Below are 26759 nucleotides of genomic sequence, written 5' to 3'. Positions count from 1 at the left end.
AGAATGATGAAAAAAATACTAACCCTAGCTATCCTGTGCAGCCTGTTATTTTCTTCCTGCGAAGATATGTTTGAGCCGGCTCTAGAGAATAATCTTGAAATTGAAACCGCCAATAGCCGCCCGCTATATGCCCAGGGATTGCTTTTAAACGGATACAACCGGATTCCCAGCAATAGCTACAGCTTTGATGAGGTCGCAACTGACAATGCGGTGAGCAACGATAAGAACAATACTTTCCTAAAAACGGCAACCGGTCAGTGGACAAGTATCAACAACCCCTTTGACCAGTGGCGCAACAGCTATGCAGCCATTCAATACCTGAACAACTTTTTGTCCTTGACGGATCAGGTTGAATGGGCCATGGAACCAAAAGTCAGCGTCCTGTTCAACGACCGGATGAAAGGTGAAGCCTATGGCCTTCGTGCGCTGTTTATGTTCCATCTCCTACAGGCGCATGCCGGTAAGTCAAGCACAGGAGAAATCCTGGGCGTACCGATCCATTTGACTCCCGAGACCGTCAATTCGGATTTTAATCAACCTCGGGCTTCATTTGAAGCCTGCATGCAGCAGTTGTACGACGATATCAAAAAAGCAGAGGAACTATTGCCGATGGATTATGAAAATATCAGCAACGATAGCCAGGTTCCGGTCAAATATGCAGGATCCGTAAATGCCAATGACTACAATCGTGTATTTGGTTCTACGTTCAAATTACGGATGACCAAACGCATTGCACAGGCGATACGAGCCAGGGCAGCGCTATTGGCAGCAAGTCCCGCCTATAGTGAAGGCAGCAAAACGACCTGGGAGCAAGCCGCGACCTATGCGGGACAGGTCATCCAGGCCAAAGGTGGTGCCAGTGGTATCGACCCCAAAGGATTTACCTGGTACAATAAAGAGGTGGTGGATGGCTTAACCTCCGGATCTAATCCGGCCGAGATTCTTTGGCGCACAGACAAGGGAAATAGCAACAGCATGGAGCAAGATCATTTTCCGCCCACCTTATTTGGCAGAGGCCGTCTCAACCCCACGCAGAACCTGGTCGATGCCTTCCCCATGGAGAATGGCTATCCCATTGCCGATGCCAATTCGGCCTACAATAAAGCCAATCCTTACGATAAGCGGGATCCCCGATTGAAGGCCTATATTATTGTCAATGGTGCCACAGCAGGTGTCAGCAATACGGCGATCAATACGACAGCCAATAGTCCGACAAATGACGGGCTGAACAAAGTAGAAACATCCACACGGACGGGGTATTACCTGAAAAAGCTCCTGCGTCAGGATGTCAACCTCAATCCTTCATCTTCTACCCAGCAAATGCATTTCAATGCCCGTATACGCATGACGGAGATGTATCTGGCCTATGCCGAAGCGGCCAATGAAGCCTGGGGACCTACGGGCATGGGGACCTTTACGTTCTCCGCCTACGATATCATCAAAGCGATCCGCCGGCGTGCAGGTGTAGGCAGCAACAATGGCGATCCCTACCTGGAGCAGGTCAAAAACAATAAAGAACAGATGCGGCAGCTGATCCGGAACGAACGCCGGCTGGAGCTTTGCTTTGAAGGATTCCGCTTTTGGGATCTCCGCCGTTGGAAAATGGATATCAATGTCGCTGCAAAGGGCATGAGTATCAGCAATAACAACTATACCGAAATACCTGTGGAAAATAGACTCTATGAAGCCTATATGAATTATGGCCCAATTCCCTACAGTGAGGTACTTAAATACAGCAATCTTGTACAAAATACAGGCTGGAATTAAACTTAACATGCACACGATGAAAAAGATCAATATCCTCTACGCGATGGCTTTAGTAAGCCTGGCGTCATGCAAAAATAATGACTGGGAGTTCCCGGACTTTGAATTTCAATCCGTATACTTCGCTTACCAGACCCCCATCAGAACGGTAACCCTGGGCGAAGACATCTTTGACAATAGCCTCGACAACCAACATAAGGTCAAAGTCATGGCAACCACGGCTGGCGTGTACAACAACAAGAAAGATATCCGTATCGACTTCGTTGTCGACAACGGTCTCACAAATGGGCTCAGCTACCCCAATGGGCAGGCCGTGACCGCATTGCCTGACAATTATTATCGGCTTGCCAGCAACCAGATCAGCATCCCGAGCGGTAGTCTCACGGGTGGCGTGGAGGTGCAGCTGACCGACGCTTTTTTTGCCGATCCCAAGTCCTTGGAAACCTATTACGTTTTACCGCTAAGGATGACAAAGGTTGCCAATGCGGATTCCATCCTCTCCGGTAAAACTTCCCTACAGACTGCCCATAGGGCTATTGCTTCCGAATGGGATGTTGCGCCAAAAGATTTTATCTTTTATGCCCTCAAATATATCAATCCCTGGCATGGCAATTATCTGCGCCGGGGTACCGACCAGATTGTTGGCAAAGGGGCCAACAGCAGCCTGACAAAAAATATTGTCAGACATCAGGCCTATGTCGAAAAGGACGAAGTCAAAAATGTCAGCACAGCAGCACTTAAGAAATCGATCTTGCCGCTTTCTTTTAAGGGAGCTGGAGATGTCGATATCCATGTCAACCTGAACTTAACTTTTAATGAGGACAATACCTGTAGCATCAGCTCGGCCAGTGCCGGCATATCCGCTAGTGGAAGCGGAAAGTTTGTCAAACGGGGCGAAAAAAACAGCTGGGGCAATGCAGACCGGGATGCACTTTATCTATCTTACACGATCGATATGGCACAAATGAGCATCAGCAGCAAGGACACCCTCGTGATGCGGGACCGGTCCGTAAAAATGGAAACTTTTACGCCCGTCAAAAAGTAGTATCAATTCAATCATGAACAACGATGAAAAAAATCAATAAAACTATCGTCATCCTACTTGCGCTCGGCACCGCCTGGAGTTCCTGTTCCAAATATCAAGCCCTGGAATATGCTGTCGAAAAACCGGAGAAAGTGCTGGCGCAGGAAGATATCGACGCCTACCAGCCTCTGAAAAGTTATTTAGACAAACAGGCAAACCCCGGATTTAAGCTTGGGGTGGCGCTCAATATGAACGACTATTTTAACAAAGGGGTACTTTACCGACTCGCCAACCGCAATTTCGAAGAAATGGTGATGGGCTATGAGATGAAGCATGGTTCCATTGTACAAGCCGATGGAAGCCTGAATCTATCACGTGTCGAACAGCTGATCAGGGCCGCACAGGAAAACAACATGGCCCTGTATGGCCACACGCTGTGCTGGCATTCGGGACAGCATGCCGCCTACTTGAATAAGTTAATCGCCCCTGTGGTTATACCAGGTTCCGGCGGGCCAGCCCTCGCCGGTCATGCCTTAAAAATGAGCAATCCCTCTGTTGTCAATGCCTGGGAAGCACAGACAGCCACAGACATTAGCCCGACGGAAATAGGGAAAGAATATGTATTGAAGATCGTGGCCCGGGGCAGTAAAGCAGGTAATATTGGCATTGATCTGCAGAGCACCTCCAATTATACCGGCGATAACATGGGGTCATTGGCTTTAACGACAAGCTACAAAGCGTACGAACTTAAAGTGACCGCAACCGCAGCACGTAACCGTTTTATCATCAATTTTGGCCAATACGATGGCAGCATTTTCATTGACAAGGTTGTGCTGACAAAAACAGGCAGTTCGGCAAGCCTCATTGCCAACAGTGATTTTGAAAACAATATTGACGGCTGGTTTGGCTGGGGAAACAATTCCACCAGGGCGCAGTCCGCCGATGGCGAAGGTTATGGCAGCCCTGGGGGCAGCACGATTGAGAAAACAGCTGCCGAGAAAGAAGCCATACTCAGTAAAGCGCTGGAAACATTTATTGCCGGTATGCTTGAGAAAACGAAAGGTTATATCAAAGCCTGGGATGTGGTCAACGAACCCATGTCCGACTGGCCGGACCAATATGCTCTAAAAACGGGCGTCGGCAAAAGCGATCTGGCGGATGATGAATTCTACTGGCAGGATTATTTGGGTAAAGATTATGCCGTGAAAGCCTTCCAGTTTGCCCGCAAATATGGCAACGCCAATGATCTCCTATTCATCAATGACTATGGCTTAGAAGGCAGTGGCAACAAATGCAAAGGGCTTATCGCATATGTCAGCTACATCGAAAGCAAAGGCGCCAAAGTGGATGGGATCGGTACCCAGATGCACATCGATATCCATACCAGCAAAGATAACATCGTGAATATGTTCAATTTATTGGCCGCCACGGGCAAGCTGATCAAAGTATCTGAGCTTGATATTGGCCTGGGAAATGGCATCAAGACCAGCAATGCCACCGCTGAAATGTATCAGAAACAGGCTGACCTGTACAAATTTGTCGTCGAGAAATACCTGGAAATTATTCCCAAGGCTAAACAGTACGGTATCACCCTATGGAGCCCATTGGATAGCCCAGACCAAGAAAGTTCATTCTGGCGGCGTGGGGAACCGATCGGATTATGGACCGAAGGATTTGTTCGAAAGCCCGCGTATCAGGCTGTTGCTGAGGCCTTGTCCGCTAAAAAATAAGATCATTAATCACCTTTTAAATAGTTAAATTATGAGAACAAACAACAAGTGGTTACTGCTGATCTTTTTATTGGCCCTTCTTTCCAGCTGTTCGCGGCTGGAAGAAAAAACACTGATCAGTGAATCCGAAAGAAGTCTTAAGGCCAATGTTTCCGCCCAAGCGGTGACAAACTGGCCACGGCCGACGCCGACCCTACATGTAGGCGGAAAGTACCTCAAAGACCCCTGTGACAATAACATTGTCCTGCATGGGGTAGCCATTACGCCCAGCCCCTGGTTCAATGGTTGTCAGTATGGTGCCAACTCAGGCTACTGCACCTGGGACAACTACAATGTGCAGGGCGCGCTCAATTACAACAAGGCGGTCATGGACAAGCTCAGCAGCGCCGCCGACGGCTGGTACCTGAATTATATTCGTCTACATATTGATCCATATTGGACCAATGATCCAGGGGCGCCTATTCCCGAAAACGACATCTCCAGGTTCAACTACAATCGCCTGGTTACCTACACCGACCAAGTCATTATCCCCTTGATCAACCATGCCCGCAGCCGGGGGATGTATGTCATCTTGCGCCCTCCCGGTGTATGTCCGCACCGTATCGCGGTCAATGATGCCTATCATACTTATCTCAAGACCGTCTGGACTTTCCTTTCACAGCACCCCGCATTGAAAAATGCAGACAATGTGATGTTTGAGCTGGCCAACGAACCGGTTGAAATCCTGGGGACAAACGGCACCTGGGGAATGACCGGCAACGAACATTTTGCTGCGCTGAAAAATTTCTTTCAGCCCCTGGTCAATATCATCCGTAACAACGGAGCCAATAATGTCTGCTGGATACCCGGTACCGGCTGGCAATCCCATTACCAGGGTTATGTCAATAACCAGATTACCGGCGGCAACATCGGCTACGCCGTGCATATCTACCCGGGATACTGGGGTGGTGTCAATACCTATCAAGCTTTTCAGAATGCCTGGAATACCAATGTCAAACCTATTGCTGACATTGCTCCGATCGCCATTACCGAGACCGACTGGGCGCCACAGGGATACGGCACTTTCGGTACCGGAACCACAGGTACAGCGGGCGGAAACGGTTTTGGTGCCAATCTAAAATATATCGTCGATCAGTCCGGCAATGTGAGCTGGAACCTGCTCGCTCCGGACAATCTGCTTCACAAAGGAGATCCCAATGCTGGCACGGCCTATAACAACGATTGGGAGGCTTGCGCGGCTCCTGCAAAACAATGGTTTCAGCAATATGCCGCCTCCAATTACCCCATGTCTAACTGCACCGTCACTAGCCTAGTGAATAATGGGGTTTACGAAATCGAATTTCAGACCGATGCCAACAAAGTTCTTGATTTAAAATCAGGGGAAGATGTCAACGGCGCAGTACTCCGACCCTGGACCCGAAATAGCGCAAATGCACAGCGCTGGGTAGCCATCGATGCAGGCAATGGGTACTGGCGCTTTGTTTCCAAAGCAAGCGCCAGCAATCGCTGTATTGACCTGGCGAGTAACAGCAATGCGCTCGGAACTGCCATCCGGCTCTGGCAAAACTATGGCAATGATGCGCAGGCCTGGAAGGTCACCGCTGTAGCCAATGGCTATTATAAAATTACCTCAAAGGTCGATGCCACACGCGGTTGGGATGTACCCAACTGTACCATGGATGGCAACTCCAATCTGCATCTTTGGGATTACTACGGTACATCCTGTCAATTGTTTAAATTCAAATTTATAGCGATGAATTAAAGGTTATCTTTTCGCGGTAAGCTTGCTTACCGCGAAATAGCTTAATTTTAAAAATATGAAAACCTTCACCATGCGACAAATACATTTTAAAGTCCTGCTATTGCTCATCATGGCATGCAATTTTTCGGGTACAGCCAGCTTTGCCCAAGACAAGAACTTCCATATTTACCTTTGTTTTGGGCAATCCAATATGGAGGGACATGGCCAATTTGAAGCCCAGGACACGACCTCCATCGAACGGTTCCAGGTACTGTCGGCAGTAGACTGTCCCGACCTAGGGCGGCAGTATGGCCAATGGTCTCCCGCCCGGGCACCGCTTACACGCTGCCACACCGGACTTACACCTGCAGATTATTTTGGCCGAACACTTGTGAAAAATCTTCCCAAAAATATTGAGGTCGGTATCATCAATGTTTCGGTAGGCGGCTGCCACATTCAATTGTTTGATCAGGACAGCAGCGCGAGCTACGTCGCAAGGGCACCGGAGTGGATGAAATCCATGCTTGCTGCCTATGACAACAATCCCTATGGAAGACTTTTGGCCCTAGCCCAGATAGCTCAGCAGAAGGGTGTTATCAAAGGGATTTTGCTTCACCAGGGTGAGTCCAACACCGGCGATCGGCAATGGCCCGATAAAGTAAAAAAAGTCTATGAAAACCTCTTACATGATTTACAGCTGAAAGCCCAAGATGTCCCGCTGCTTGCCGGCGAACTCCTATCGGCCGAAGCTGGAGGGAAATGCGCTAGCATGAACAGCATTATCCAGACCCTGCCAGCTACGATACCCACCGCCCATATCATCTCCTCCGCAGGTTGTGAAGGTATTGGCGACGGACTGCACTTCAGCCCTGCGGGGTACCGACAGCTGGGCAAGAATTATGCAGCAAGCATGCTTAGATTGCTGCAGAAAACAAAAAAATAAAGAAAGCTAGGGAATCAATCCCTAGCCTTACCAGATTATCGGCAATATTGATAGATGACCGTCGATAATGCCATTCGTTCGAATAATATCCTTTTATGGTTTAAAGGCAATAACAGTGCATGCATTTGTCCATTAGTTTCCAAAAATTTTGGCTAATTCCTGGTGTAACAGTTCACCTTTGATATTGATAGCAACAATATTTCCTTGAGGATCCACCAGATAATTTTGCGGTACGGCGCGCACGCCATACAGCACTGCTGCCTCATTGCTCCAGCCCTTTAGATCGGCGACATGGATCCAAGGCAATCCATCATCCTTAATGGCCTTTAACCAGGCATTTTTTCCTTTTGTATCATCCAGCGAAACCGCGAGCACTTCCAGGCCCTTATTTTTATATTTGTTGTACGCCTTCAATAAGTTGGGGTTTTCAGCACGGCAGGGACTACACCAGCTTGCCCAAAAGTCGATCAGCACATACTGACCTTTAAAATCGGATACGTTGACCAATTTCCCTTCCGTATCTGGCTGGGAAAAATCAGGTGCCTTATTACCGATTTTCACACTTCTCTCCGCCAGAAAACGTGCTTCCAACTGTCGCGCATTTGTCATTTGACGCACCTCTTTGGACAACTTCAAAAACAAAGGTTCGATCTCACTGAGCTTGCGTTTATTGGCTGCATCAATAAGCGCGTCCACCGCAAAGATGGAATTGGGATTTTTGGCAGCGAATGCCAGCTCTTTTACCCGCCGGGCTTCAAACCGCGCCTCAAACTTTTCATGGATAGCTTTATACTGGTCGTTGGCATCAGGAGCATCCTGCTTTACGGCCGAAAAGGCCTTATTCCCCGCATCAATGATATCCATAAAACCACCGCCAATTTCATTTAAATAAGCGACGTAGGCATTATGCAATGGCGATCCTTTTATCGCAGCGGTACGCAGCGAATCTTTGATAGTCATGTTGTAAGTTTCATTGCCCAAATAAAAATATAACCGATCGCCAATATTTTGTGCGATCAATTTCCCCTTACCATCCTGATCAAACACCATTCGGGAGTAAGCGGGCTCCTCCACCGTTCCTTTGAAACTAAACTTGCCATCCACGATAGCCGATGAATCCGAGGCTGGAAATCCATCTTTTGTATAATCGAGATATACTTTTTTGCCATTGAAAGCTTTTGGTGCAGTTCCCTTGATCAGAAAGCCCGCTTGCTGCGCAAATGATGTCAAGGGCAAAAATGCCAGCGCTAAGGCAGCTATTTTTAAATTTTTCATGTTTATATGATTAGATGTTATATTGTTCTTTTTTTACTTACGCCAGGTCATATCAACGGGATTTCCGGGAAGACCGTCAATTGTTTTGAGCAGATCGCCGTTTTTCCCTACCCGGATGTCCATATAATACAGGGCACCTTCTGCCCCTGCAATCAGAGTATTCTCATCATCATCCAATTTGAGCATGCCTACATCCGATTTGATGGCTGCCTTCAATAGTTCCACCTGCTGATTGAGCGGATTATAACGAAACACCTGATTTTTGTAGGCCATATAGATGTACCCATTGCGGGTGGCCACCATCTTTGTTTCGGTATTTATCCATTCTTGTTTTATAAAGAGTCTCTTATGTATTGCCGTGACCATAAACGGACCATTAAAATTTGCATTGAACTTCAGTTCATAGAGTTGACCACTACTATCCTTCACATAAGCGTAGGTATCCGTGTTATTGATCTGTACCATTTTAATCAGATCCATGCCCACCTTTGTTGGATCAAAAATTTCAGTATTGACGGGACTGTACTGTGTACCAAAATACATCGGACTACCATATATATTGATTCGGATAAACTGCTTTTTATTTTTTTCGAAAGCAATTACACTATAGTTGTTGTCTACCGTAGTCAATATAATTTCTGGTGCTAATTCGTAGTCCCCATCCGCATAAGTTCCAAACATGCCATAGGTATTCGATTGATCCCAGGTATTCGTTGTTCCGCCATAAAATTTACCATTGATGACGCCCATCATTACTCCTTGCGGATGGGCGAGCAGATTTCCGACAGCAATCGTCGCTGGAGCCAGAAAAAAGTTATCGTGCAGTGTGCCGGGTTTTACCGCTTCTTTAACTAAGTTGTTGACATCGAGACGCACACCTGCCTGTTTGGAAATAATCCAGTATCCTAATGGGGTATTTCCCGTGAACTGGTTTTTTAGGTAGTGGATATACATCGGATCCGGTGGTAATGGCTCGCGATTGATCGCCTCATAAATATTGGCTTGTACGCTATTGTCAGGTTTTATAAAGGACAGCTTACTGATCCCATTCTGAACGGATAACACGAGTGATCCCCGCGAAAAAGCCGTTGCTCCCTGGATTTTGAAATTATAGAAATATTTCATTCCATTGGCCGTATTGGTCACCGTAAGACGCGCTGTGTACCTCTTGGCCTGAAGTCCAAAAACGATGCGCAGTGCAGGACCTTCATAGTGGTTGGCTTCGGGGATAATTGCCTCTGGTACATCGATGCGCCAGTTACATTTCAATGAAGCCGCATCGATACCCGTAATTTTGGGTGCTATAATAAGACTATCGCCAACCGAAGCTTCATACAAAGTGTCCAATCCTGTAATCTGCGGTCCCTCAGGCATATCGATCGCATAATTCCCCTTATCCTTATAACAGCCACCGAAAACCAATAAGGTTAAAGACATAATGGCAAAAAATAATATTGCTCTTGACCTGTTTACATTTCTTTTCATCTTATCTGACTTCCTTTCCTGATTCATCTATAAAATAATACTTACCCGAAGCGCTATTCTTTCTCAATAGAATGCTTCGGTTTGGATTGTCCACGTGATGGAACTGATAGGTCTGGCCATTATCTTTACTACTCAGCACATAATTCTTTTCCGGGTGATCTTTGACCCACTTAAAGGGATCATTGAGCATCATCAAAAGGAGATTGACAAAGTAGAGATTCTTGGGTGCATCAAGTCCAACCGTAGAAAGCGAACGCTGTTCGGTCACAATTAAGAAGAGCTGATGTTTTACCCGCGAATAATTATCAAGCCACATTGTCCACCAGGCAGGCTGCTCCAATTGGGCCGAAATAATAATACGCGCCCGTATCAGTGCTGGGTTTTCAATCCCAAAGTCATTACTTGCCTTAAGTTTTACGAGCAGTGATACAGATTGATTTTCAAGTTCGCTGATATTGTGCACTATAATGGGCAACAACGCCCGGCCAGCATTACTTTCTATGGTATAGGTCGGTTTAAGCTGATCATAATGCAGATCGGCACGTGCCGTTGATGAATCCTTTTCCACGAAAACCTCGTATTGCCGCGCTTGCTGATCACGGTATCCCATCACTTTGACGGGAACGAAAATGGTATCCTCTGCCTTGGTCATATCGTAAGCAAAAGTGTATACAATGCTATCCCGATCGGCGTCGCTCAAATCAAAATAAACATTTGCCGCCCTATCGTAGGTCGTTAAAACCGCCTTTTTGCAAGAACACAGCAGCGGCAGTAGCAGAAGTAATAAAATAGCTTTTTTCATTTTGGTTACTATTTACCGTTGTCCATAAATTATTTCATCATCAGGCAGCGGCCATACATAAATTTGTTGACTGGCCGGAATTGTGGTGCCTTGCTGTCCGACAATCGGTACATTCAGCCGTTTATAGGCAAAAAACAATTGTCCTTCGGCAAACATTTCTTTACGGTATTCCTTCAGGAGTTCGCTTCGGAGTTTGGCATTTGTCGATATATCCACTTTCTGACCGATGCCCCGATGTTCACGTACCTCATCAAGCCATGCTGCAGCCTGAGCGGGAGAAGTCTCGTAACTACATTCAGCGGCGATATAGTAGATTTCGGACAATCGGATCCCCGGCGCTACCAGATAATGCAGATTGGCCGCAAAACTGTCGCCCAGTGTATTCCTTCTATATTTATGAATAGATGATATAAAAGAATTTCCAACGCTTACCGTTCCAAACCATTGCGTATAGCGCATGTCTCCGCCACCGGCTCCTGCAACCTCGTAAATGGTTTTTGCTTCATCCTGATCCAGGTAAATGGCGCTGTTGTTGTCCTGAAACCAGTCATTGTTATAGCTGCTGTTCATGGCCGGGATGTACCAGGCAAACAACAGCTCTTTATAGAAAACCCGATCTTTTTTGTCCGCATCGACGGCAAGGAAATCCGTGGCGTTGGTCCACGGGAATTTTTTGGCATCGATCACTTCACGTGCGCTCAGCAGTGCTTTTATTTTATCTCCCTTATAGAGATAGGTACGTGCCAGTAATCCACAAACGGCATAATAGTTGAGCCGGTGCCTTCTGTTCTGTAAAAAGAGGCTCTTGTCCTGCAGCTCTGAATTTTTCAAGGTGTCTCCGACAGTAGGATAGCCAACCACGTAGGATTTCAGGCGGATGGGATCAACCTTGAGCAATTCTTTGGCTTCTTCCAGATCCCGGATCACCGAATCCAGAAGTTGTGACACCGTGGACAGTTTAGTGGATTTATTGGAATAGGTCGTTACATAGGGAATGGCTTCAATCTTGTCATTTACAGCCGGAGCTGGACCAAATAGGCGCAAAGCATCAAAATGGAGGTAGGCTCTCAAGGCCAGCGACTCCCCTTTTAATCAGTTGATAATTGCTTCCCGTAAATAACTGCTTTTTACGTTCAATTTCACCAAGTATCAGATTGGCATTGACAATACCATTGTATAAACCCTTCCAGATATTGTCCTTTCGGCCAATAAAGTTACCGTCATTGTATTTAAACAACTTGGTCTGCTGATACCGCAAGGGATCATTACTTGACAGCGCATAGTTCTGCGCCATCACTTCCGGTGTTCCGATGGTCAGCTCCTTGCCATAGAGGTCATCTTTAGCACATCGCGTATATACGCCGATCAGGGCTTCCTTGAAACCATCCTCGGTAGAAAAGAGGACCGACTTGTCGATTTCGCTTTCAGGTTGTATATCCAGCCACTTGGAGCAAGAAAGCGTACTCAGGGCTGTGAACAGTATTAAAACTATAGTTAACTTCTTCATCTGTACATATTTTTTCCATCCGTTGGATGGGACTTACCATCTTTTATAATCCTGCCTGTAGGGTAAAAGTCACACTGCGGGCAAATGGGTACGTAATTCCGCGTTCTACTTTCACCGAAGACCAACGAAAAATATCATTTGCGACAAGTCCGACACGCAGGCTTGACAGCGCCAGTTTTTTCGAAAGTGCTTTCCCAGCATCGTAAGAAAGATTCAGTGACTGCAGGGCAAATAAATTGTCGGGCATAATAAAACGCGAGGATACCCGCGTCTGCCCCAGATCCTGTATACTTTTGTAAAAGGTCACATCGCCAGGATTTTTCCATTTTTCCTCCAGGACCCTAATGTCCACATTATAACGTGGATCGGCATTTTCGACACGGTCTACTAAGGTTTGGTTATAGGTTTTACCTCCTATCCTTGTTTGGAAATAGGCCACCAACATAAACTGCTTGTAGCGCAGTGTCCCTCCGAAAAATCCTTCCATTTTTGGTGTGGCCACCCCGACGACATCGATATCCCGTGCATCCCATTCATACGACAGTGTTCCATCTTTTTTGATATAAACTTCCTTCCCGTTTTCAGGATCTATCCCCAAGGAAGGTACGGCATATATGGCATCCAACGACTGGCCCTCTTTATAGCGAAGCAAGGGCACGGCCATTAAATCACTCCCCTGCTGTGCTTCATCGACACGTTCATTGTAGCTCTTCAATGCATTTGAAATACGCACTATTTTATTTCTGTTCCGTACCAAATTCGCCAACAGACTCAGGGTCCATTTTTCACTTTTAAGGGCAATCCAATTGGCGTTGAGCTCAAATCCTTTGTTTTCAAGATCGCCAAGATTCTCTTTATAAGAGCTGAATCCTGTAGAAGGTGCCAGGTTGATATCGGCCAGGATATCACGGGTAATCTTATGATAATAGCGTGGCGAAAGCGTCAAACGATCAAGCCAAAGTCCAAGATCAAGACCGACATCGGTACTCTGGGTCTTCTGCCAGGTCAGGTTTTCATTGCCATAGTTACGGACCGTACTTCCCAGACCCGAGGAATACCAATTGCTCTTATCGTAACTATAAGTTGTCCGCGACATGTAAGGATCGAACTGTACAGAGCCCGTCAGTCCTATCGTAGCGCGGAGCCGCAATTGGCTGACTACATTGTTGGCAAACCATTTTTCCTTATGCATATTCCAGCCGATTCCTGTCGACCAAAAGGGGGCAGTACGCTTGTTGGATCCAAATTTGGAAGAGCCATCAATTCGGACAGTTGCATCCATCAGATAACGGTTATCATATGAATAATTGGCACTGAGAAAGGCACCAAATAGCCTGGAGGCACCCAAGCTGCTCGAAGGACTCGCATTCTCCGCATATCCCTTGGCAAATCCCACACTGGTAAATCGGTCATTCGGAAAGCCAATCGCTTTGAAAGAACGCTCATCATAGCTTTCTGTCCGGATATTGGTTCCCCCTACCATATTGAAGCTATGTAGATCAATCGTACGCATCCAATTGATCCGTAGGTTTGCATCCCAATACAATTCATTGTTTGTATAGCTGGTATAACTACCCTTTTCGTCTGTTTGTGCTGTAGGATAGAAATAAAAATCATTGGCTAAGGGCGAGCGGAAATTATCATTCGTATTCAAGCGTTTCAACAAACTTACCTGTCCCCGCAGGCGAAGTCCATTGCTGAGGTCAAAATCACCGGAGAAATTGTTCAGCAATTCGGTATAGCCCAGTTTATTGAAACTATTCAACGTCGCATTGTAAAGTGGATTCAAGACATATTCCCGTTGTGCACTTCCCGAATTTGCCACCCTTGTCCATACATCAGCCTCCTGTATAATATTACCCTGATCATCTGTCATGCGGTAGTAAGGATTCATCCGGACATAATCCGCAAAATTTCCATAGGGAGATTCACGCCCGTCGACCACTGTTACGGCAAGCTCGTTCTGAAATCTAAATTTACCTCTGAGGTTATAGCTAAAGTTTAGTCCGCCCGAATATTGATTTCTTCCCGAGCCTTTCATCACACCAGGTCTGGTCTGATAACGCATGTCTACGCCATAGCGGAACGTCTCCGAACCACCTTCCAAATAAAGGCCGTGCTTTTGCCCCACCGCAGTCCGTACAGGCTGTGACAGCCAATAGGTATCCACACCGCCAAGCACATTGGCCAACTTTTGATAATACAGTTCATCCAAGGCGTCCTGTGGCTGCCGCTGGATCGTGGCATCATACAGTCCGGCCAGCTTCTCATAGGCCAATTTATCAGCAGCATGCAAAACATCGTATCCGGTCAGGTCGGGCATATTTACATTGCTCTCATGTGTATAAGTCAATTGTAATTTGCCGTCCTTGGGCATTTTTGTTGTAATGACCATCACACCATTGGCCGCTCTCGAACCGTATATGGCGGTTGCAGCAGCATCTTTCAAGATCGTGACACTTTCAATACGGGTCATATCCAGATCGAGCACTTTCTGTACACTTACTTCAAAACCATTTAATATAAAGGCCGGCATATTGATTGTGGTCGTGATATTATCCCTTCGCAGCACTTCATTCCCTCCGGTGGGCAATGAAGAAGATCCACGCACATTGATATTTGGCAAAGCATTGGGATTGGATCCAGCAAGATTGTTGTCGAGCAATTTAAATGATGGATCGAACACTTGCATGGCCTGCAGCACATTCTGCGGATTTACCTGCCGTAGCTCGTCGCCGCTTTTAGTAATTGCTGTTCCCGTGTAGGAATCTTTTTTTAGCACCTGATAACCGGTGACAACGACCTGCTCCAATGCATTCGCTTCTTCTTCCATCACTACACTGTACTCTTCTTTGTTTTCCACCAAAGCGAGGGTATAGTTTTTATAGCCAACCCGACTTAATGTAAGCGGTTGCATAGTGCCGGTAAAAGAAAAACGTCCTTCTTTATCGGCCACAGCGATGGTATTGCCCAGCTGTGAAATATTCACATCGGAAAGCGGCGTACGGTCTTTCCCAAGGACTTGTCCGCGGATCTGCTTCTGGGATGATTGTTCTATTTTGGGGTGGCTTGTGGGCTCGGATTTCCGTGGACTTGATTTCCTTTCCAGGAAAATCGTCTTCGATTCAATCGTGTAGCCGATTTGCTGCGGACTTAGAATTTTATCCAGAAATAATTTAAGGGGCATTTTGTCCACTTTAATTGAAATTGGCTTTGCCGATTCCAACATCTTTTTGGCTCCGAGCACCTCATAGCTCGTCTGAATTTTGACCGCTTTAAGCACTTCCATTAGTGTGACATTGCGCCCGGCATAGGTTACGGTTTGCGCATTTACCTTATGGCCTAGCTGGAATAGGACAGCAAAAACAAGCCATAAAAGGGGTTTGGTCGCTTGTGAAAAACAACTTAATTTCATTAATTCTAGTTAGTTTAGTTAGGTTAGATTGCAGGATCCATTGCTTAGATGACAGGATCCACTGCCCAATTTGTTAATTCATATTGTTTGGTCAAGTATAATTTTACGTTCTTTATTGCCCTCCTTTCTGTGCTTTAGGATCATTTTTTTCAATGATGAGTTTTCCGTCGTTTGTTAAATGATACGACAGGTCCTGGTCTTTTAATATGTTCAGGATAGTGGATAATTTGCTCGTTCGGAATGTTCCGCCAAAGAAGGAAACATCGGGTATATCACCCTTATAAACCACATCAACCGCATACCATTGAGACAGTTCATCCATGACCTGCCGAAGTGATTTTCCATCAAAGTTGAATTTGCCGTATACCCAAGCCATTTCCTGCTGTACGTTTACCGGATGTTTGGTCAGCTCTGTTCTGGTGTGGACCGACTGGTCGCCGGGCAGCAAGGTTACTTTTTGGCCTTTTATGAGTTCTTGTACCTGTACTTTACCCTCCAGCAAGGTTGTTTTTGTCTGTAGTGCTGTTGGATAGGCATTGATATTAAAATGCGTTCCGAGCACCTGTACCTGCTGATTTTTGGTATGTACAATAAAAGGTTGATCTTCCCGTTTTGAAACTTCAAAATAGGCCTCGCCCTGAAGACTGACCTCGCGTCTGTCTTTTGCGAATTCCGTTGGATAAGAAAGTATAGTCCCTGCATTTAGTTTGACCAAGGTACCATCCGGCAAAGTGATTTCGTAAGTACCTCCACGCGGAGTTTCTATCCGTGCAGACACCGCTGTATTGATCGTCGCCACTTCATGGCCGTCGTTATAGCGTATGCCAGAGCCATCGATCACGACTTGTTTTTCGCCATTATTCAAAGTATACTGCCTGCCGTCTGAAAGCGTTATAATCGCCTGATGGGAAGCCGGAAGCCGGTCGTTTACAGCTCTCAGCTGGGTTTGAACCGGCCGGTTGTTATCCGAATTCCAATACCACACAACCGAAAGCATCAACAACACACTGGCGGCAGCAAAGTATGGCCAGAGACGCTGCAGCAGCCCAGATCTCTTCGTTGAAGGATGAAAGGAAACCTTGGCTTTTATCGACTCAAAATTACGTTGATTTTCAAAATGCTGCAGGCTGGCATAGGCCTCACGCTGTTGCGCCTCATCCAGGCAGCGTCTATAAATCTGTTTGTTCATTACGGATTCTTGTAGCCAGCGCGCCAAAAAAAGGCGGTTTTCGTCGCTGAGCGTACCCCGCATTTCTTGGAGGACAAGCGAACTGATATAGATAAATTTTTCTTCTTCTTTAGGACCCATTTTGAGCTATTTCATCTATAGATACCACACCGATTAAAAAAAGTACCAAAGACAATTAAAAAAAATTAAATTTTTCCAAAAAGAACAATCAACGACAGTAGATAATTGAAGGAATCTCGTTTCAAATGTTGGCGTAACAGACCTAGAGCACGTAATTTTTGATTTTTTACCGTTTGGATATTTAGCTGCAATAAATCCGCAATTTCTTGATTGCTGTTGCCTTCGAGGTAGCTCAGCTGTATAATTTCACGTGCTTTGGGCGGCAGCTTCTGAATGGCTTCGTAGAGTTCGGCCATGGCTTCGGTATAGACAATTTCATGCAGATAGGATTTTTGATCCTGCTCCTGCTGCGCCACATAACTATCGACCCGATTTAATCTTCGCTTCCTGGCGGTCTGGTAATTGATTCCTACATGACGCGTAGCCTGATAAAGTGCCGCCCTCAGATGGGATAAACTTTCAAAGTGCCGCCTGCCCTGCCACAAGCGTATAAATCCCTCCTCTGCAATATCTTCAGCTTCTTTGCTTTCGTCCACAAAGCTCGATGCATATAAACATATACGACTAAAATAACAGTTGTATACATGCGCACAAGCCTGCTCCTCCCCGTTGAGGAAGTCTTCAAGCAGCTCTTTTTCGCTCGTATAGTTCATTGGTAGATCGGTTTAGCTTTTCGTGGATAAAGATAAATAAAAAGAATGGATACTTCCTAAGACCAATTTATTCCTCGTTTTTCCTATTAATTTTTCAGCATCTACTTCCTTAAGCCATAATTTTTTCAGCAAACCGCATTAAAAACAAGCTCATGTCAGTAATTTATTCAGAACTGTTTCCTGCCCTTGTTTTTTCGATGACAAATCCCCTACCTTTGAGCAATTGCTTTTTAAAGCAAAACCTAATCCGATAAATCAACCTATTTGAAGTATGACACCTTGCTCCAAAAAAAATTCTGAAAGCACCTTCCTCCGATACTTCTTTATCTGGACAATTTTGTGCTTGGTCACAAACCGCATTTACTGTTTAGCGCAGCGCATGCAGACCGCTGACCGCGAAATACCGAAGTCAATTATTGACCGGGCGCTAACGGCTTCCATAAAAATGTTCGGTATAGACAGTGTGAGCGGTCAGCAAAACAGTGCTCCTTTCAGTGGAGTCATCGTACGTTCGGATGGAACGATCCTCACAGTAGCACATTCCACCAAGCCGGGCAATTTCTATCGCGTAATTTTTCCCGATGGCAAGCAGGCTGTTGCCAAAGCGCTCGGACGACTGGTCGTCGACCAACAGAGCAACTTGCCCGATATTGCGATGATGAAGATGCAGGGCGAAGGCCCCTGGCCTTTTGCTGAAATGGGCTGGTCATCATCCATCGCTGAAAAGCAGCCCTGCTTTGGAATATCCTATCCCGAAACCCTGCCCTTCAACATTCCCTTTCTCCGCGCTGGACGCATTTTGAAAAAAATGGACGACTATGGTTTTATTCAAAGCAGCAGTATCATGGAGCCCGGAGATTCCGGCGGCCCTTTATTTGATGCCCTAGGCCGCGTAATTGGTCTACATAGCCGTATCGATGCTGCTGAAGGCATCAATTTTGAGGTGCCAGTAAACAGCTATCGCATCTATTGGCGTTCGCTGACTCAACCGGCAGCGATCAATAGTTACCCCACGCCAACCGATTCAGTCGGTAGCGATCCCTTAGCGAAGAAACTCATGGAATTGGTACTCAAAAAACCGGCACCGTTTCCCAAAACAAACGTTCAGTCCATCCCCATCCGTAGTACATTACATGGAGATAGCGTGTATATATTAGGCACCGCATTTAACCTGGCAAACAATAAGCAGGTGATTTTATCCAAAAGCAGCCAGGTTGGTGCGGCGCCAAAGGCCAAATTTCACAACAGCAGCTATGCCTTGGAGATCCTGTTCAGAGATAAAAAAAATGACCTGATTGCACTTGTCAGTGATCATAAGTTTCCAGCAATTACTGCATCGGAGACCAGCAGACTAGGCATTCCTGATTCTTTACTCGGTATAAAGTTGTGGTCGCTGCTCGCTACCAATAAGCTTAAAAGCGGTGTCCTGGGCATGTCGCCCCAAACCTTTCCGCGTATACCGATTCCGGGAACTTTCGATGCGCACATGCAGGAGATTGTAGCTCTTCCAACCTTAACAAAAGTGGACAGCATGGGTGCTGCAAGCCGGGCAGGACTTCGTGTTGGTGACCAAATAGTGGCATTAAACGGTCAGGATGTCGCAAGTGCCGTCAAAATCAATGCTGCCATGCAGCAATTTTCTGCTGGCGATACACTAGCGGTACAATTCCGGCGCGGGGTGACGGTGCTACAGACCCAGGTCATTCTTTCCAAATGGGCAGCCCCGCCAAATCCACATCCTGCAAACCACATTCCCAAAGGAAAATCGACGCGAAGGGATAATTTTCCGCATGTATTTCTCCATGATTCCCGCATTCATGCCGACGAATGCGGAAGTCCGATCATCGATAGCGAAGGCAATTTTATAGGACTCAATATTGCTCGCTTTAGCCATACAACCTGCCTTGCTATCCCTCGAGATATCATCCTGGACGTTTTATCCGAAGCGCAATATCTAATTAACAACTCAAAAAGATAAAGTTATCAGGTAATTTTTAATACCGTCGCGATATTGTTTTGAACGAAACCTTCGGGTAGGGTTACCTGCAGGCCATTGTCGAGTTGTCGAAAGGAAATCCGATCATCAGTTCCGACTAACTGAATCTGATTGACCCTTCGCGTTTGGGCAGCCGAACGGCCCAGGGACTTAATTGTAATCTGCTTTTCGGTCGTTGTTCCCATAATAAAGGCATACAGGATATTTCCTCTTGTCGTAAAACGGACATCCTCGCTGGTAAAAGCTTTACCTTTTCCTTCATTGAAGCCCTGCACACTCAATGAAGGAGCGTCCTCTTGTGCCGGTCCCTCGCCAAAAATATGCCATGGCCTTGTCCCGATAAGGGCTTCTTTATGTACCGCCATCCAATTTCCAATGCCCTGTACCACTTCCTTCGCTTTATCGTCGATAGAACCATCGCCGCGTAAGGGCACGCTCAAGAGTAAATTACCATTTTTACTAACCACATCAATCAACATGTGAATAACGGTTTTGGCCGATTTATACTGATTATTATCGTAAATCCGGCGATCATAATGCCAGGAACCTATGCAAGTGCAGGTCTGCCAGGGCTGAGGTTCAATCGTATTGCTCTGTCCCCGTTCGATATCCCATACCAGGCATTTCCGTTGCTGTTCATTCAGGATTTTACCGTTGATGACCACATCGACTTTACCCTTATTCGCCTGCATGCTCTTATTATAAAAATCGGCCGCAATCTCCAGTCCAACATTGCTGATTGGATAAAGCGGTAGTACCGTATCGTCAAAGTAAACCATGTCAGGCTTGTAGTTGTCCATCAGTTCCAGGGTACGCGCTTTAAAATTTTCACAGTACGCTTTGGTCGGGATACTCACGCCGGAGGCGACATCCCAATGCCATTGCCGATGAACCGTGTTGTCGTCTTTGCTATCTAAACTAGGTTCATGATCCTGAGCGTAGAGCTGCTGCGGATCGTAATCTGCCCACCATTTTCCGGCGCCATCTTTCTTCGTCAACTTCCCGTCGTAAGGTACTCCGGCAAACTTTCCAGCTTTATCACTTCGTTGCGCCGTTTCGTACCAGGTCCAGGCATGCGCTGCATGAACGCTCACGCCAAATTTGAGCCCCCGTTTTTTAGCAGCACGCTCCCAGCCGCCAACAATATCTTTTCTAGGGCCAAGGTTGACACTATTCCATGGATGGTGGCTGCTGCGATAAAGATCCAGATTATCGTGATGATTGGCTAGGGCCATAAAATATTGGGCACCGGCATTTTTATAGAGCTCCATCAGCTCTTCCGGGTTCCAATTTTCGGCTTTCCATTGATGGATTACATCCTTGAAACCAAAAACGGAAGGATGGCCATATTTTTCGAGATGATAGCGGTATTGATCTGATCCTTCTTGATACATGCCGCGTGCATACCAGTCGCCCCTTTCAGGCTGGCACTGTGGCCCCCAATGTGCCCATATGCCAAATTTGGCATCCCTGAACCAATCAGGTACCTGATAGTTTTCAAGTGAGCGCCAGTCGGGATGAAATGGAGCTTTCCCAAGATACGCATAGGCAGCGCTAAATTTACCAAGGAAAAGGGTCGGAATAGTTGCCCCGAGAAACTTAATAGCTGTTCTTCTGTTCATTGTATGATGATTTTTCGATCAAGATGCCAGGCTCCAAACCTGCCCGACAAAGAGATTCGGTTTATAATTTGTTATTTTCTTGAATACCAAAAGTAAAGTATTCAAACAAGAAAGAAAGTTCATAATCGATAAAAACTGATCCAATATTGATTCGCCCTGTATGTTCATTCGATTGTTCTTCAAAAAGGTGCCCTTAAAAAGGGCACCTCCCACCTAACACTACCTACGAATAACTAAAAACATATCATTTCCTGGATCAATTGTTCATGTCATTGCCTTTCAGATTTTTATTATTGTCCAATTCGGACTGTGGAAAAGGATAATACATCGCTTTGGCAGACCAGCCGCCTTTTTTCAAGGGTTCCAGCCAGCTTGGATTGGCCATCCCCCATCTTAAGAGGTCAAAATACCGTTGATATTCACCCAAAAATTCAACAAATCGCTCATGTGCAATAATATTTTTGACCGTATTTAAAGGGACACCATTTTTTACCAAACCCTGCGCGATCAATCCGTCTACGTCGGGGATTGTCCCATTGGATTTTTGATACCAGAGGTGTGGCTGCTCATCGGGAACGATATTATTGGCTCGCTTGCGCACCAGGTTGATGTATTGCTTTGCTCCGGCGATATCGCCACGTTCGTTGAGACATTCGGCATAGAGCAGCAACACATCGCTATAGCGAAAAATACGATCGTTGTTGCCATTATCAAAATCCGCGATCTGCACATCAGGACAATATTTCCGGGTGCCAAAGTAATCTTTATTGGTCGCCAGGTTTTTCATCCAGTCCGCATAGTCCGTGACCTTACCATCCAATTGCGTAAACTTTGCACCATTCTCGCACCATAAGGTCATATATTTCCGGGGGTCTCCATCTTCAAATTCGTCGTGGGCAATCTTATTTGGCGCCAGATTCCACCAGGCACCACCCGTTCCGTCAAACATGCCAATTTCCTGCCAGCGCCATGAACTTGAAATATCGTCCCCCAGCCAACCCGGCCCATTGTAGAGTTGCACCTCAAAAATAGACTCCTGATTATTCTCTTTTGTTTCGAGAAAATTATCCCTGTAAGAGGACATCAACTGATATTCCTTGCTGTCAATCACGCTTTTTAACTGGGTTTCGGCATTTGCAAAATCCGCCGCCTGCCCTTTTGCGAGGATGGGTTTATACAAGTAAGTTTTGGCCAGGTAAGCCTGGGCAGCACCTTTGGTCGCCCTACCGATCATTTTACTGTCGGCATAGAGTGCAGCGCGTGTGGGCAACAATTCCGATGCTTTCTTAAAATCATCCACGATCAGCGCATAGACGGCTCCCGCTGCTGCGTTGCCCGGATAATAATCTTCATTGGTTTCAACAGGTTTGCTGATCAGTGGAATGGTTTCGCCAAACAGCATGCCCAGGTGCAGATAGTTCAGCGCCCGCAGAAAATACGCTTCCCCCAATAGTCTATTCTTTCTATTCTGGTCTATTTCACCCTCAAATTTCTGAATCCGGTCGATGGCTAAATTTGCCGCGAACACCCCGTTCCAAAAATCTTTCCAGGTCTGGGCGGCCATCCCATCGCTCGCCGGCGTATTGTAGGTGTCCTGATACATGGGTTCCCATTTGAAGGTATGATTGTAGTCGTCCCCGGGAGCCAAAAGTTCAAAATACAGACTACGGGCATATCCCCCCTGCGTACGGCCGATCAGGGCCTGATAGGCCGGTATGACCGCGCTTTCCAATTGATCTGCTGTTTTATAATACGTGTCTGTCGACAATTCCTGCGGATTGGAGAGATCAAGATTCGGTTTGCAGCCCGAAAACTGGATCAGCAAAGCAGCCGCTGCGAGTTTTATATAATGTCTGTTCATGATGTCGATAAAAGGATTAGAATGTCAGTTGAATACCCATAAAATACTCCCTTGAATTTGGGAAGCTCAGTCCCCAAGGCGTTTGTCCGTCGATGCCACGGCTTAGGTTGGAGCGCGTATCACCCGACCCCACTTCGGGATCATAACCCGAGTACTTGGTAAAGGTCAGTAGGTTTTTAGCGCCGACATAAAACCGCAGTCGGTCGATCTTCCAGCGTTCAAGCCTCGGGCTGGAAAAACTGTAACCGATGTTGAGGACTTTGAGCCGTAGATAAGAACCATCTTCCACAAACCTATTGGATGCCCTTAAATTTTGATTCGGATCGCCGAGTACAGCACGTGGGATATTGGTGTCTGTATTTTTCGGGTAGACGGTCGTTTCACCGGATACCGGATTTTTGAAGACAAGTTCTTCTGCGCGGTAGCGGTCCAGCGTTGATGCAAAATTATTGTAGTAATGGTACATCCCCTCGCCCCAATAGCGGCTATTGTTGTAGATATCGTTTCCTTGGCTTCCCTGCCAGATCATCGACAGGTCAAAGGTACCAATAGCACTTTTGTAGTTGACATCCGCATTGAAACCGTAGCTAAAATCAGGTATTGGGCTTCCCAAAAAGTCCTTATCCTGATCGTTTAAGACCTTGTCGCCATTTCGGTCATTGAAGCGCACATCGCCCAGTGCTGCATTTGGTGCAAAAGCCTTATCGGCATCCAATTGTGCCTGGCTGGTATATAAACCGTCGGTGGTATAGCCCCAAAATTCCCCTATCGAACGACCGACGGCGGTCCTTGTGACATTTTCCCCGCCAGGCGAGATCGTTCCCCACAGAATCTCATTGTTGTTGCCCAGGCTCAGCACCCGGTTTTTTACAAAGGAAATATTGGCGCCGATATGATAGCCAAAATTACCGACCTGATCTTTGTAGGATGCCAGGATATCCCAGCCCCGGTTTCGTATGCTGCCGGCATTCAGTACCGGGAAGTTGTTGACGTAGCCCGCAGTGAACGAAATGGGGACATTGATCAGCATGTCCTCGGTCTTTTTGTTATAGTAATCGACCGTCAACGCCAATTTGTGATCCAAGAGTTCCAGATCGAGACCCAGGTCAGTTGAATACTGACTTTCCCATTTTACGTTCGGATTGGAAGGCGTCTGTGGCAGGGCGCCCGTCACCATCACATTGTTCAGGTAATACCACACATGGTCGAAACTCACCGTCCGTTGGTACTGATATTGCGCAATATCCGAATTACCCAGAAGCCCATAGCTACCACGGAGCTTCAATTCGCTGATTGTCGGGAATGCTTTCATAAAGGATTCCTGACTGATCCGCCAGCCTGCCGATACCGAAGGAAAATTTCCATAGCGGTATTGATTACTGAAGTTGGCCGATCCATCCCGCCGCATGTTAAAGGTCAGCAGGTAACGGTTGTCATAATTATAGTTGACACGCCCTAGCATGGAGTACATGGCCGACTGACCTACACCCGAGCCCACCAGGCGGGAACTTGCCAAGGCAGCCGAATTGAGGATCAAGACATCCGGACTGGGCAAACCGCGGGCGCCTGCATTGACGGCATTGTACCGGGACTCTTCCGAGGTGATCCCCGCCAAAGCCGAAATCGCATGCTTGCCGAAATTATTTTCATAAGTCAGCGTATTTTCAAATAACCAGCGGTTATTCTGGCTGCTGGAGATATTGAGTTCATCCGGACTATGATTCTGATACTGACCCACGGAGTAGTTACCGATATAGCCTTCATTGCGTATGCGGCTAAGGTCTACGCCCATATTAAATTTATAGACCAGCCCTTTGACGATCTCATAGGTAGCCCAGGCATTGCCGTTGACCGAAAAGTTGTCATTGACGTTTTTGTTGAGGTAAGCATTCGCCAAGGCACTCTGCACATCCGTTCCATTGCCCGCTCCCGCAAAACCAGTGCTGCTGTTGGCATCATATAAGGGCAATGTCGAAGACCACTTTTGCGCATCGATGATATTTTTGTCGCTCCAGTTGCGTCGCGTATAACCCAGGGAAAGTGTTTCGCCGATCTTGAGTTTTCCTTTGGTAAAATCAGAGATAAACTGCGCGCCATAATACTTGTTTTTGTCCTGAATAATAATGGATTTATCTGTAGCATAAATGCCGCTCAGCCTAAAATTGGCATTTTGAGATCCACCGGAGACCGAGAGATTATGCCGTTGATAATTGCCCGTCTGCAGCAGTTCATCCATCATATTATAGCCCTGCCCAATCGCCGAGGGTTTGGACAGCGCAGGCAGATAGTCTTTGCGCGAAGGATCTTTATTGTACATTTCCTCATTGATCAATTCGGCCAGTTGCTGTCCGTTCAGCAGGGGGACATTATGGGAAATATTTTTGATGCCGGCGAAAGCATTGTAATCGAGCTTCACATCCCCCGCTTTACCCCGTTTTGTGGTGACCAAAATAACGCCATTGGCTCCGCGGGCACCATAGATGGCGCTGGATGCAGCATCTTTTAACACCTGAATGCTGGCAATATTATTTTCATCCGGCATAGCGCCGCCGATCATCCCATCCACCACATAGAGCGGATCTGTGCCGTTGATGGATCCAACACCACGGATGCGGACAGCGCCATTGGTTACCTGCACCCCGGGTACAGTACTCTGAAGCGTGGCAATTGTTCCGCCGGGAACTTTGACGAGATCCTTGGTATCCACTACGGCAATAGAAGAGGTCAGATCCACCTTCTTCTGCTTACCATAGCCCACCACCACAACCTCCTCAACCGCAATTTCGGAGGCTACAAGCGGGATCCTGATTTCCGAAGAATTACCGACTACGTATTCGACATGATTATACCCTACATTGGATACAATAAGGATCTCGCCCGGATTGAGCTTGAGTACAAATTCGCCTTTCTCGTTGGTGGAGGTACTGAGGGTTTTGTCCTTTACTTTGATCGATGCCCCGATAATCGGTTTTCCCTGATCACTTACGATCTTTCCATGAACGACTTTTTCTTGGGCAGACAGTCGTCCAATGGACATTAACATGGAAGCCATTAACAACCACTTCACTTTCCTGTTCCTTTCTTTAGGAAAACAAAAGAAAGAAGACACATAATTTCTGTTCATAATCTTATCTGAGATAAATGTCTTTTGCCCCTGGAGGCGCGTACTTGGTTATTTATTTAAACGAATTGGTTATTACTAGCCTGCTGACTGCGGAAAAAAAATACAAGATGCATCGCTAAAGATTCATTATCCCCTTTCTCGGATCATTCCTAAGAATGCGCTAGCTATTCGCCAATTGGTTATAAAGCAAAGCTAGAGGTTTCACAAAAATGACCTTGCAACAAATAATTAAAAGAAGGGTAAAAATGTCTAAAACCCATCAACAACAGATTAATTCCGTTTTTTTTCAATGCAAGTCAGATCCTTCGCCAGATTTAATCCGCAGGAGACCCGTTAATATCCCATCAATAGGCCGGGTCATATTCAGCGATAAATTTGCCCCAAATTCAAGCGCTGTATCTGGGCTGAAAAATAAGAAAATAATAAATGTAAAAAAAACACTTAAAAATAATTCCTTAATGTATATCTTTGGAATACCAGTAGATTAGCTCATCAGAACCAATAACCA

At 46.4% G+C, this 26759-nt stretch carries 17 protein-coding genes; 6 read left to right on the top strand and 11 right to left on the bottom strand.

Annotated elements, in window-relative coordinates; translation table 11 throughout:
• Positions 1–6 precede the first annotated feature (6 nt).
• The 5 genes from ABDW32_RS06950 to ABDW32_RS06930 are packed head-to-tail and all read left to right on the top strand — an operon-like array spanning position 7 to position 7202.
• On the top strand, positions 7–1767 hold the full coding sequence (locus ABDW32_RS06950; RefSeq protein WP_343560762.1) for a RagB/SusD family nutrient uptake outer membrane protein: 1761 nt from the start codon (positions 7–9) through the stop codon (positions 1765–1767).
• A 16-nt stretch (positions 1768–1783) separates the two neighbouring features.
• Positions 1784–2809 carry a DUF5627 domain-containing protein gene (locus ABDW32_RS06945; protein ID WP_343560760.1) on the top strand — a complete coding sequence of 342 codons (1026 nt, stop codon included), beginning with the start codon at positions 1784–1786 and terminating at the stop codon, positions 2807–2809.
• Between the two features lie 23 nt (positions 2810–2832).
• On the top strand, positions 2833–4518 hold the full coding sequence (locus ABDW32_RS06940) for an endo-1,4-beta-xylanase (protein ID WP_343560758.1): 1686 nt from the start codon (positions 2833–2835) through the stop codon (positions 4516–4518).
• A 31-nt stretch (positions 4519–4549) separates the two neighbouring features.
• Positions 4550–6280, top strand: coding sequence for an RICIN domain-containing protein (locus tag ABDW32_RS06935; RefSeq protein ID WP_343560756.1), 1731 nt, complete (start codon positions 4550–4552; stop codon positions 6278–6280).
• A gap of 55 nt (positions 6281–6335) precedes the next feature.
• Positions 6336–7202 carry a sialate O-acetylesterase gene (locus ABDW32_RS06930; protein ID WP_343560754.1) on the top strand — a complete coding sequence of 289 codons (867 nt, stop codon included), beginning with the start codon at positions 6336–6338 and terminating at the stop codon, positions 7200–7202.
• 132 nt (positions 7203–7334) lie between these two features.
• Here the strand turns inward: ABDW32_RS06930 and ABDW32_RS06925 are convergent, their stop codons facing one another.
• From ABDW32_RS06925 to ABDW32_RS06890, 8 genes are all read right to left on the bottom strand, one after another.
• Positions 7335–8477, bottom strand: coding sequence for a TlpA disulfide reductase family protein (locus tag ABDW32_RS06925; protein WP_343560752.1), 1143 nt, complete (start codon positions 8475–8477; stop codon positions 7335–7337).
• Positions 8478–8510: 33 nt separating this feature from the next.
• Positions 8511–9962: a PKD-like family lipoprotein gene (locus ABDW32_RS06920; RefSeq protein WP_343560750.1), complete on the bottom strand. Its 1452-nt coding sequence runs from the start codon at positions 9960–9962 to the stop codon at positions 8511–8513.
• A 1-nt stretch (position 9963) separates the two neighbouring features.
• Positions 9964–10764 carry a DUF4843 domain-containing protein gene (locus ABDW32_RS06915; protein ID WP_343560748.1) on the bottom strand — a complete coding sequence of 267 codons (801 nt, stop codon included), beginning with the start codon at positions 10762–10764 and terminating at the stop codon, positions 9964–9966.
• A gap of 12 nt (positions 10765–10776) precedes the next feature.
• Entirely contained in the window at positions 10777–11835 is a 1059-nt protein-coding gene (locus tag ABDW32_RS06910) for a RagB/SusD family nutrient uptake outer membrane protein (protein ID WP_343560747.1), read from the bottom strand.
• Positions 11813–12271, bottom strand: a complete 459-nt coding sequence (locus ABDW32_RS06905; RefSeq protein WP_343560745.1) for a RagB/SusD family nutrient uptake outer membrane protein — start codon at positions 12269–12271, stop codon at positions 11813–11815. The genes ABDW32_RS06910 and ABDW32_RS06905 overlap by 23 nt, the downstream gene beginning before the upstream one ends.
• A gap of 43 nt (positions 12272–12314) precedes the next feature.
• Positions 12315–15686: a SusC/RagA family TonB-linked outer membrane protein gene (locus tag ABDW32_RS06900; protein ID WP_343560743.1), complete on the bottom strand. Its 3372-nt coding sequence runs from the start codon at positions 15684–15686 to the stop codon at positions 12315–12317.
• Between the two features lie 112 nt (positions 15687–15798).
• Entirely contained in the window at positions 15799–16995 is a 1197-nt protein-coding gene (locus tag ABDW32_RS06895; protein WP_343560741.1) for a FecR domain-containing protein, read from the bottom strand.
• A 65-nt stretch (positions 16996–17060) separates the two neighbouring features.
• Complete coding sequence (locus tag ABDW32_RS06890; RefSeq protein WP_343560740.1) at positions 17061–17648, bottom strand: sigma-70 family RNA polymerase sigma factor; 588 nt, start codon at positions 17646–17648, stop codon at positions 17061–17063.
• 379 nt (positions 17649–18027) lie between these two features.
• Between ABDW32_RS06890 and ABDW32_RS06885 the strand changes: the two genes are divergently transcribed.
• A complete protein-coding gene (locus ABDW32_RS06885; RefSeq protein ID WP_343560738.1) occupies positions 18028–19626 on the top strand; it encodes a trypsin-like peptidase domain-containing protein in 1599 nt (532 codons plus the stop codon).
• Positions 19627–19631: 5 nt separating this feature from the next.
• Here ABDW32_RS06885 and ABDW32_RS06880 read toward each other — a convergent pair whose 3' ends face one another.
• The 3 genes from ABDW32_RS06880 to ABDW32_RS06870 all read right to left on the bottom strand — a co-directional run bounded on the left by ABDW32_RS06880 (position 19632) and on the right by ABDW32_RS06870 (position 26251).
• Positions 19632–21266, bottom strand: a complete 1635-nt coding sequence (locus ABDW32_RS06880) for an alpha-L-fucosidase (protein ID WP_343560736.1) — start codon at positions 21264–21266, stop codon at positions 19632–19634.
• 256 nt (positions 21267–21522) lie between these two features.
• Positions 21523–23127 (bottom strand): RagB/SusD family nutrient uptake outer membrane protein, encoded by a 1605-nt coding sequence (locus ABDW32_RS06875; protein ID WP_343560734.1) that lies wholly within the window; start codon positions 23125–23127, stop codon positions 21523–21525.
• Positions 23128–23143: 16 nt separating this feature from the next.
• Positions 23144–26251: a SusC/RagA family TonB-linked outer membrane protein gene (locus ABDW32_RS06870; protein ID WP_343560732.1), complete on the bottom strand. Its 3108-nt coding sequence runs from the start codon at positions 26249–26251 to the stop codon at positions 23144–23146.
• Positions 26252–26759: the final 508 nt, after the last annotated feature.

Source organism: Sphingobacterium sp., from assembly GCF_039596235.1.
Lineage (GTDB): Bacteria > Bacteroidota > Bacteroidia > Sphingobacteriales > Sphingobacteriaceae > Sphingobacterium.
This window is presented reverse-complemented; position numbering and strand designations above follow the sequence as displayed.

Excerpts from the sequence above, each read along its gene's own strand:
- ABDW32_RS06885 (WP_343560738.1), top strand. The coding sequence starts at position 18,028 with ATGCAGACCGCTGACCGCGAAATACCGAAGTCAATTATTGACCGGGCG.
- ABDW32_RS06935 (WP_343560756.1), top strand. The coding sequence starts at position 4,550 with ATGAGAACAAACAACAAGTGGTTACTGCTGATCTTTTTATTGGCCCTT.
- ABDW32_RS06920 (WP_343560750.1), bottom strand. The coding sequence starts at position 9,962 with ATGAAAAGAAATGTAAACAGGTCAAGAGCAATATTATTTTTTGCCATT.
- ABDW32_RS06925 (WP_343560752.1), bottom strand. The coding sequence starts at position 8,477 with ATGAAAAATTTAAAAATAGCTGCCTTAGCGCTGGCATTTTTGCCCTTG.
- ABDW32_RS06915 (WP_343560748.1), bottom strand. The coding sequence starts at position 10,764 with ATGAAAAAAGCTATTTTATTACTTCTGCTACTGCCGCTGCTGTGTTCT.
- ABDW32_RS06940 (WP_343560758.1), top strand. The coding sequence starts at position 2,833 with ATGAAAAAAATCAATAAAACTATCGTCATCCTACTTGCGCTCGGCACC.
- ABDW32_RS06875 (WP_343560734.1), bottom strand. The coding sequence starts at position 23,127 with ATGAACAGACATTATATAAAACTCGCAGCGGCTGCTTTGCTGATCCAG.
- ABDW32_RS06880 (WP_343560736.1), bottom strand. The coding sequence starts at position 21,266 with ATGAACAGAAGAACAGCTATTAAGTTTCTCGGGGCAACTATTCCGACC.
- ABDW32_RS06895 (WP_343560741.1), bottom strand. The coding sequence starts at position 16,995 with ATGGGTCCTAAAGAAGAAGAAAAATTTATCTATATCAGTTCGCTTGTC.
- ABDW32_RS06900 (WP_343560743.1), bottom strand. The coding sequence starts at position 15,686 with ATGAAATTAAGTTGTTTTTCACAAGCGACCAAACCCCTTTTATGGCTT.
- ABDW32_RS06930 (WP_343560754.1), top strand. The coding sequence starts at position 6,336 with ATGAAAACCTTCACCATGCGACAAATACATTTTAAAGTCCTGCTATTG.
- ABDW32_RS06890 (WP_343560740.1), bottom strand. The coding sequence starts at position 17,648 with ATGAACTATACGAGCGAAAAAGAGCTGCTTGAAGACTTCCTCAACGGG.
- ABDW32_RS06950 (WP_343560762.1), top strand. The coding sequence starts at position 7 with ATGAAAAAAATACTAACCCTAGCTATCCTGTGCAGCCTGTTATTTTCT.
- ABDW32_RS06870 (WP_343560732.1), bottom strand. The coding sequence starts at position 26,251 with ATGAACAGAAATTATGTGTCTTCTTTCTTTTGTTTTCCTAAAGAAAGG.
- ABDW32_RS06945 (WP_343560760.1), top strand. The coding sequence starts at position 1,784 with ATGAAAAAGATCAATATCCTCTACGCGATGGCTTTAGTAAGCCTGGCG.
- ABDW32_RS06905 (WP_343560745.1), bottom strand. The coding sequence starts at position 12,271 with ATGAAGAAGTTAACTATAGTTTTAATACTGTTCACAGCCCTGAGTACG.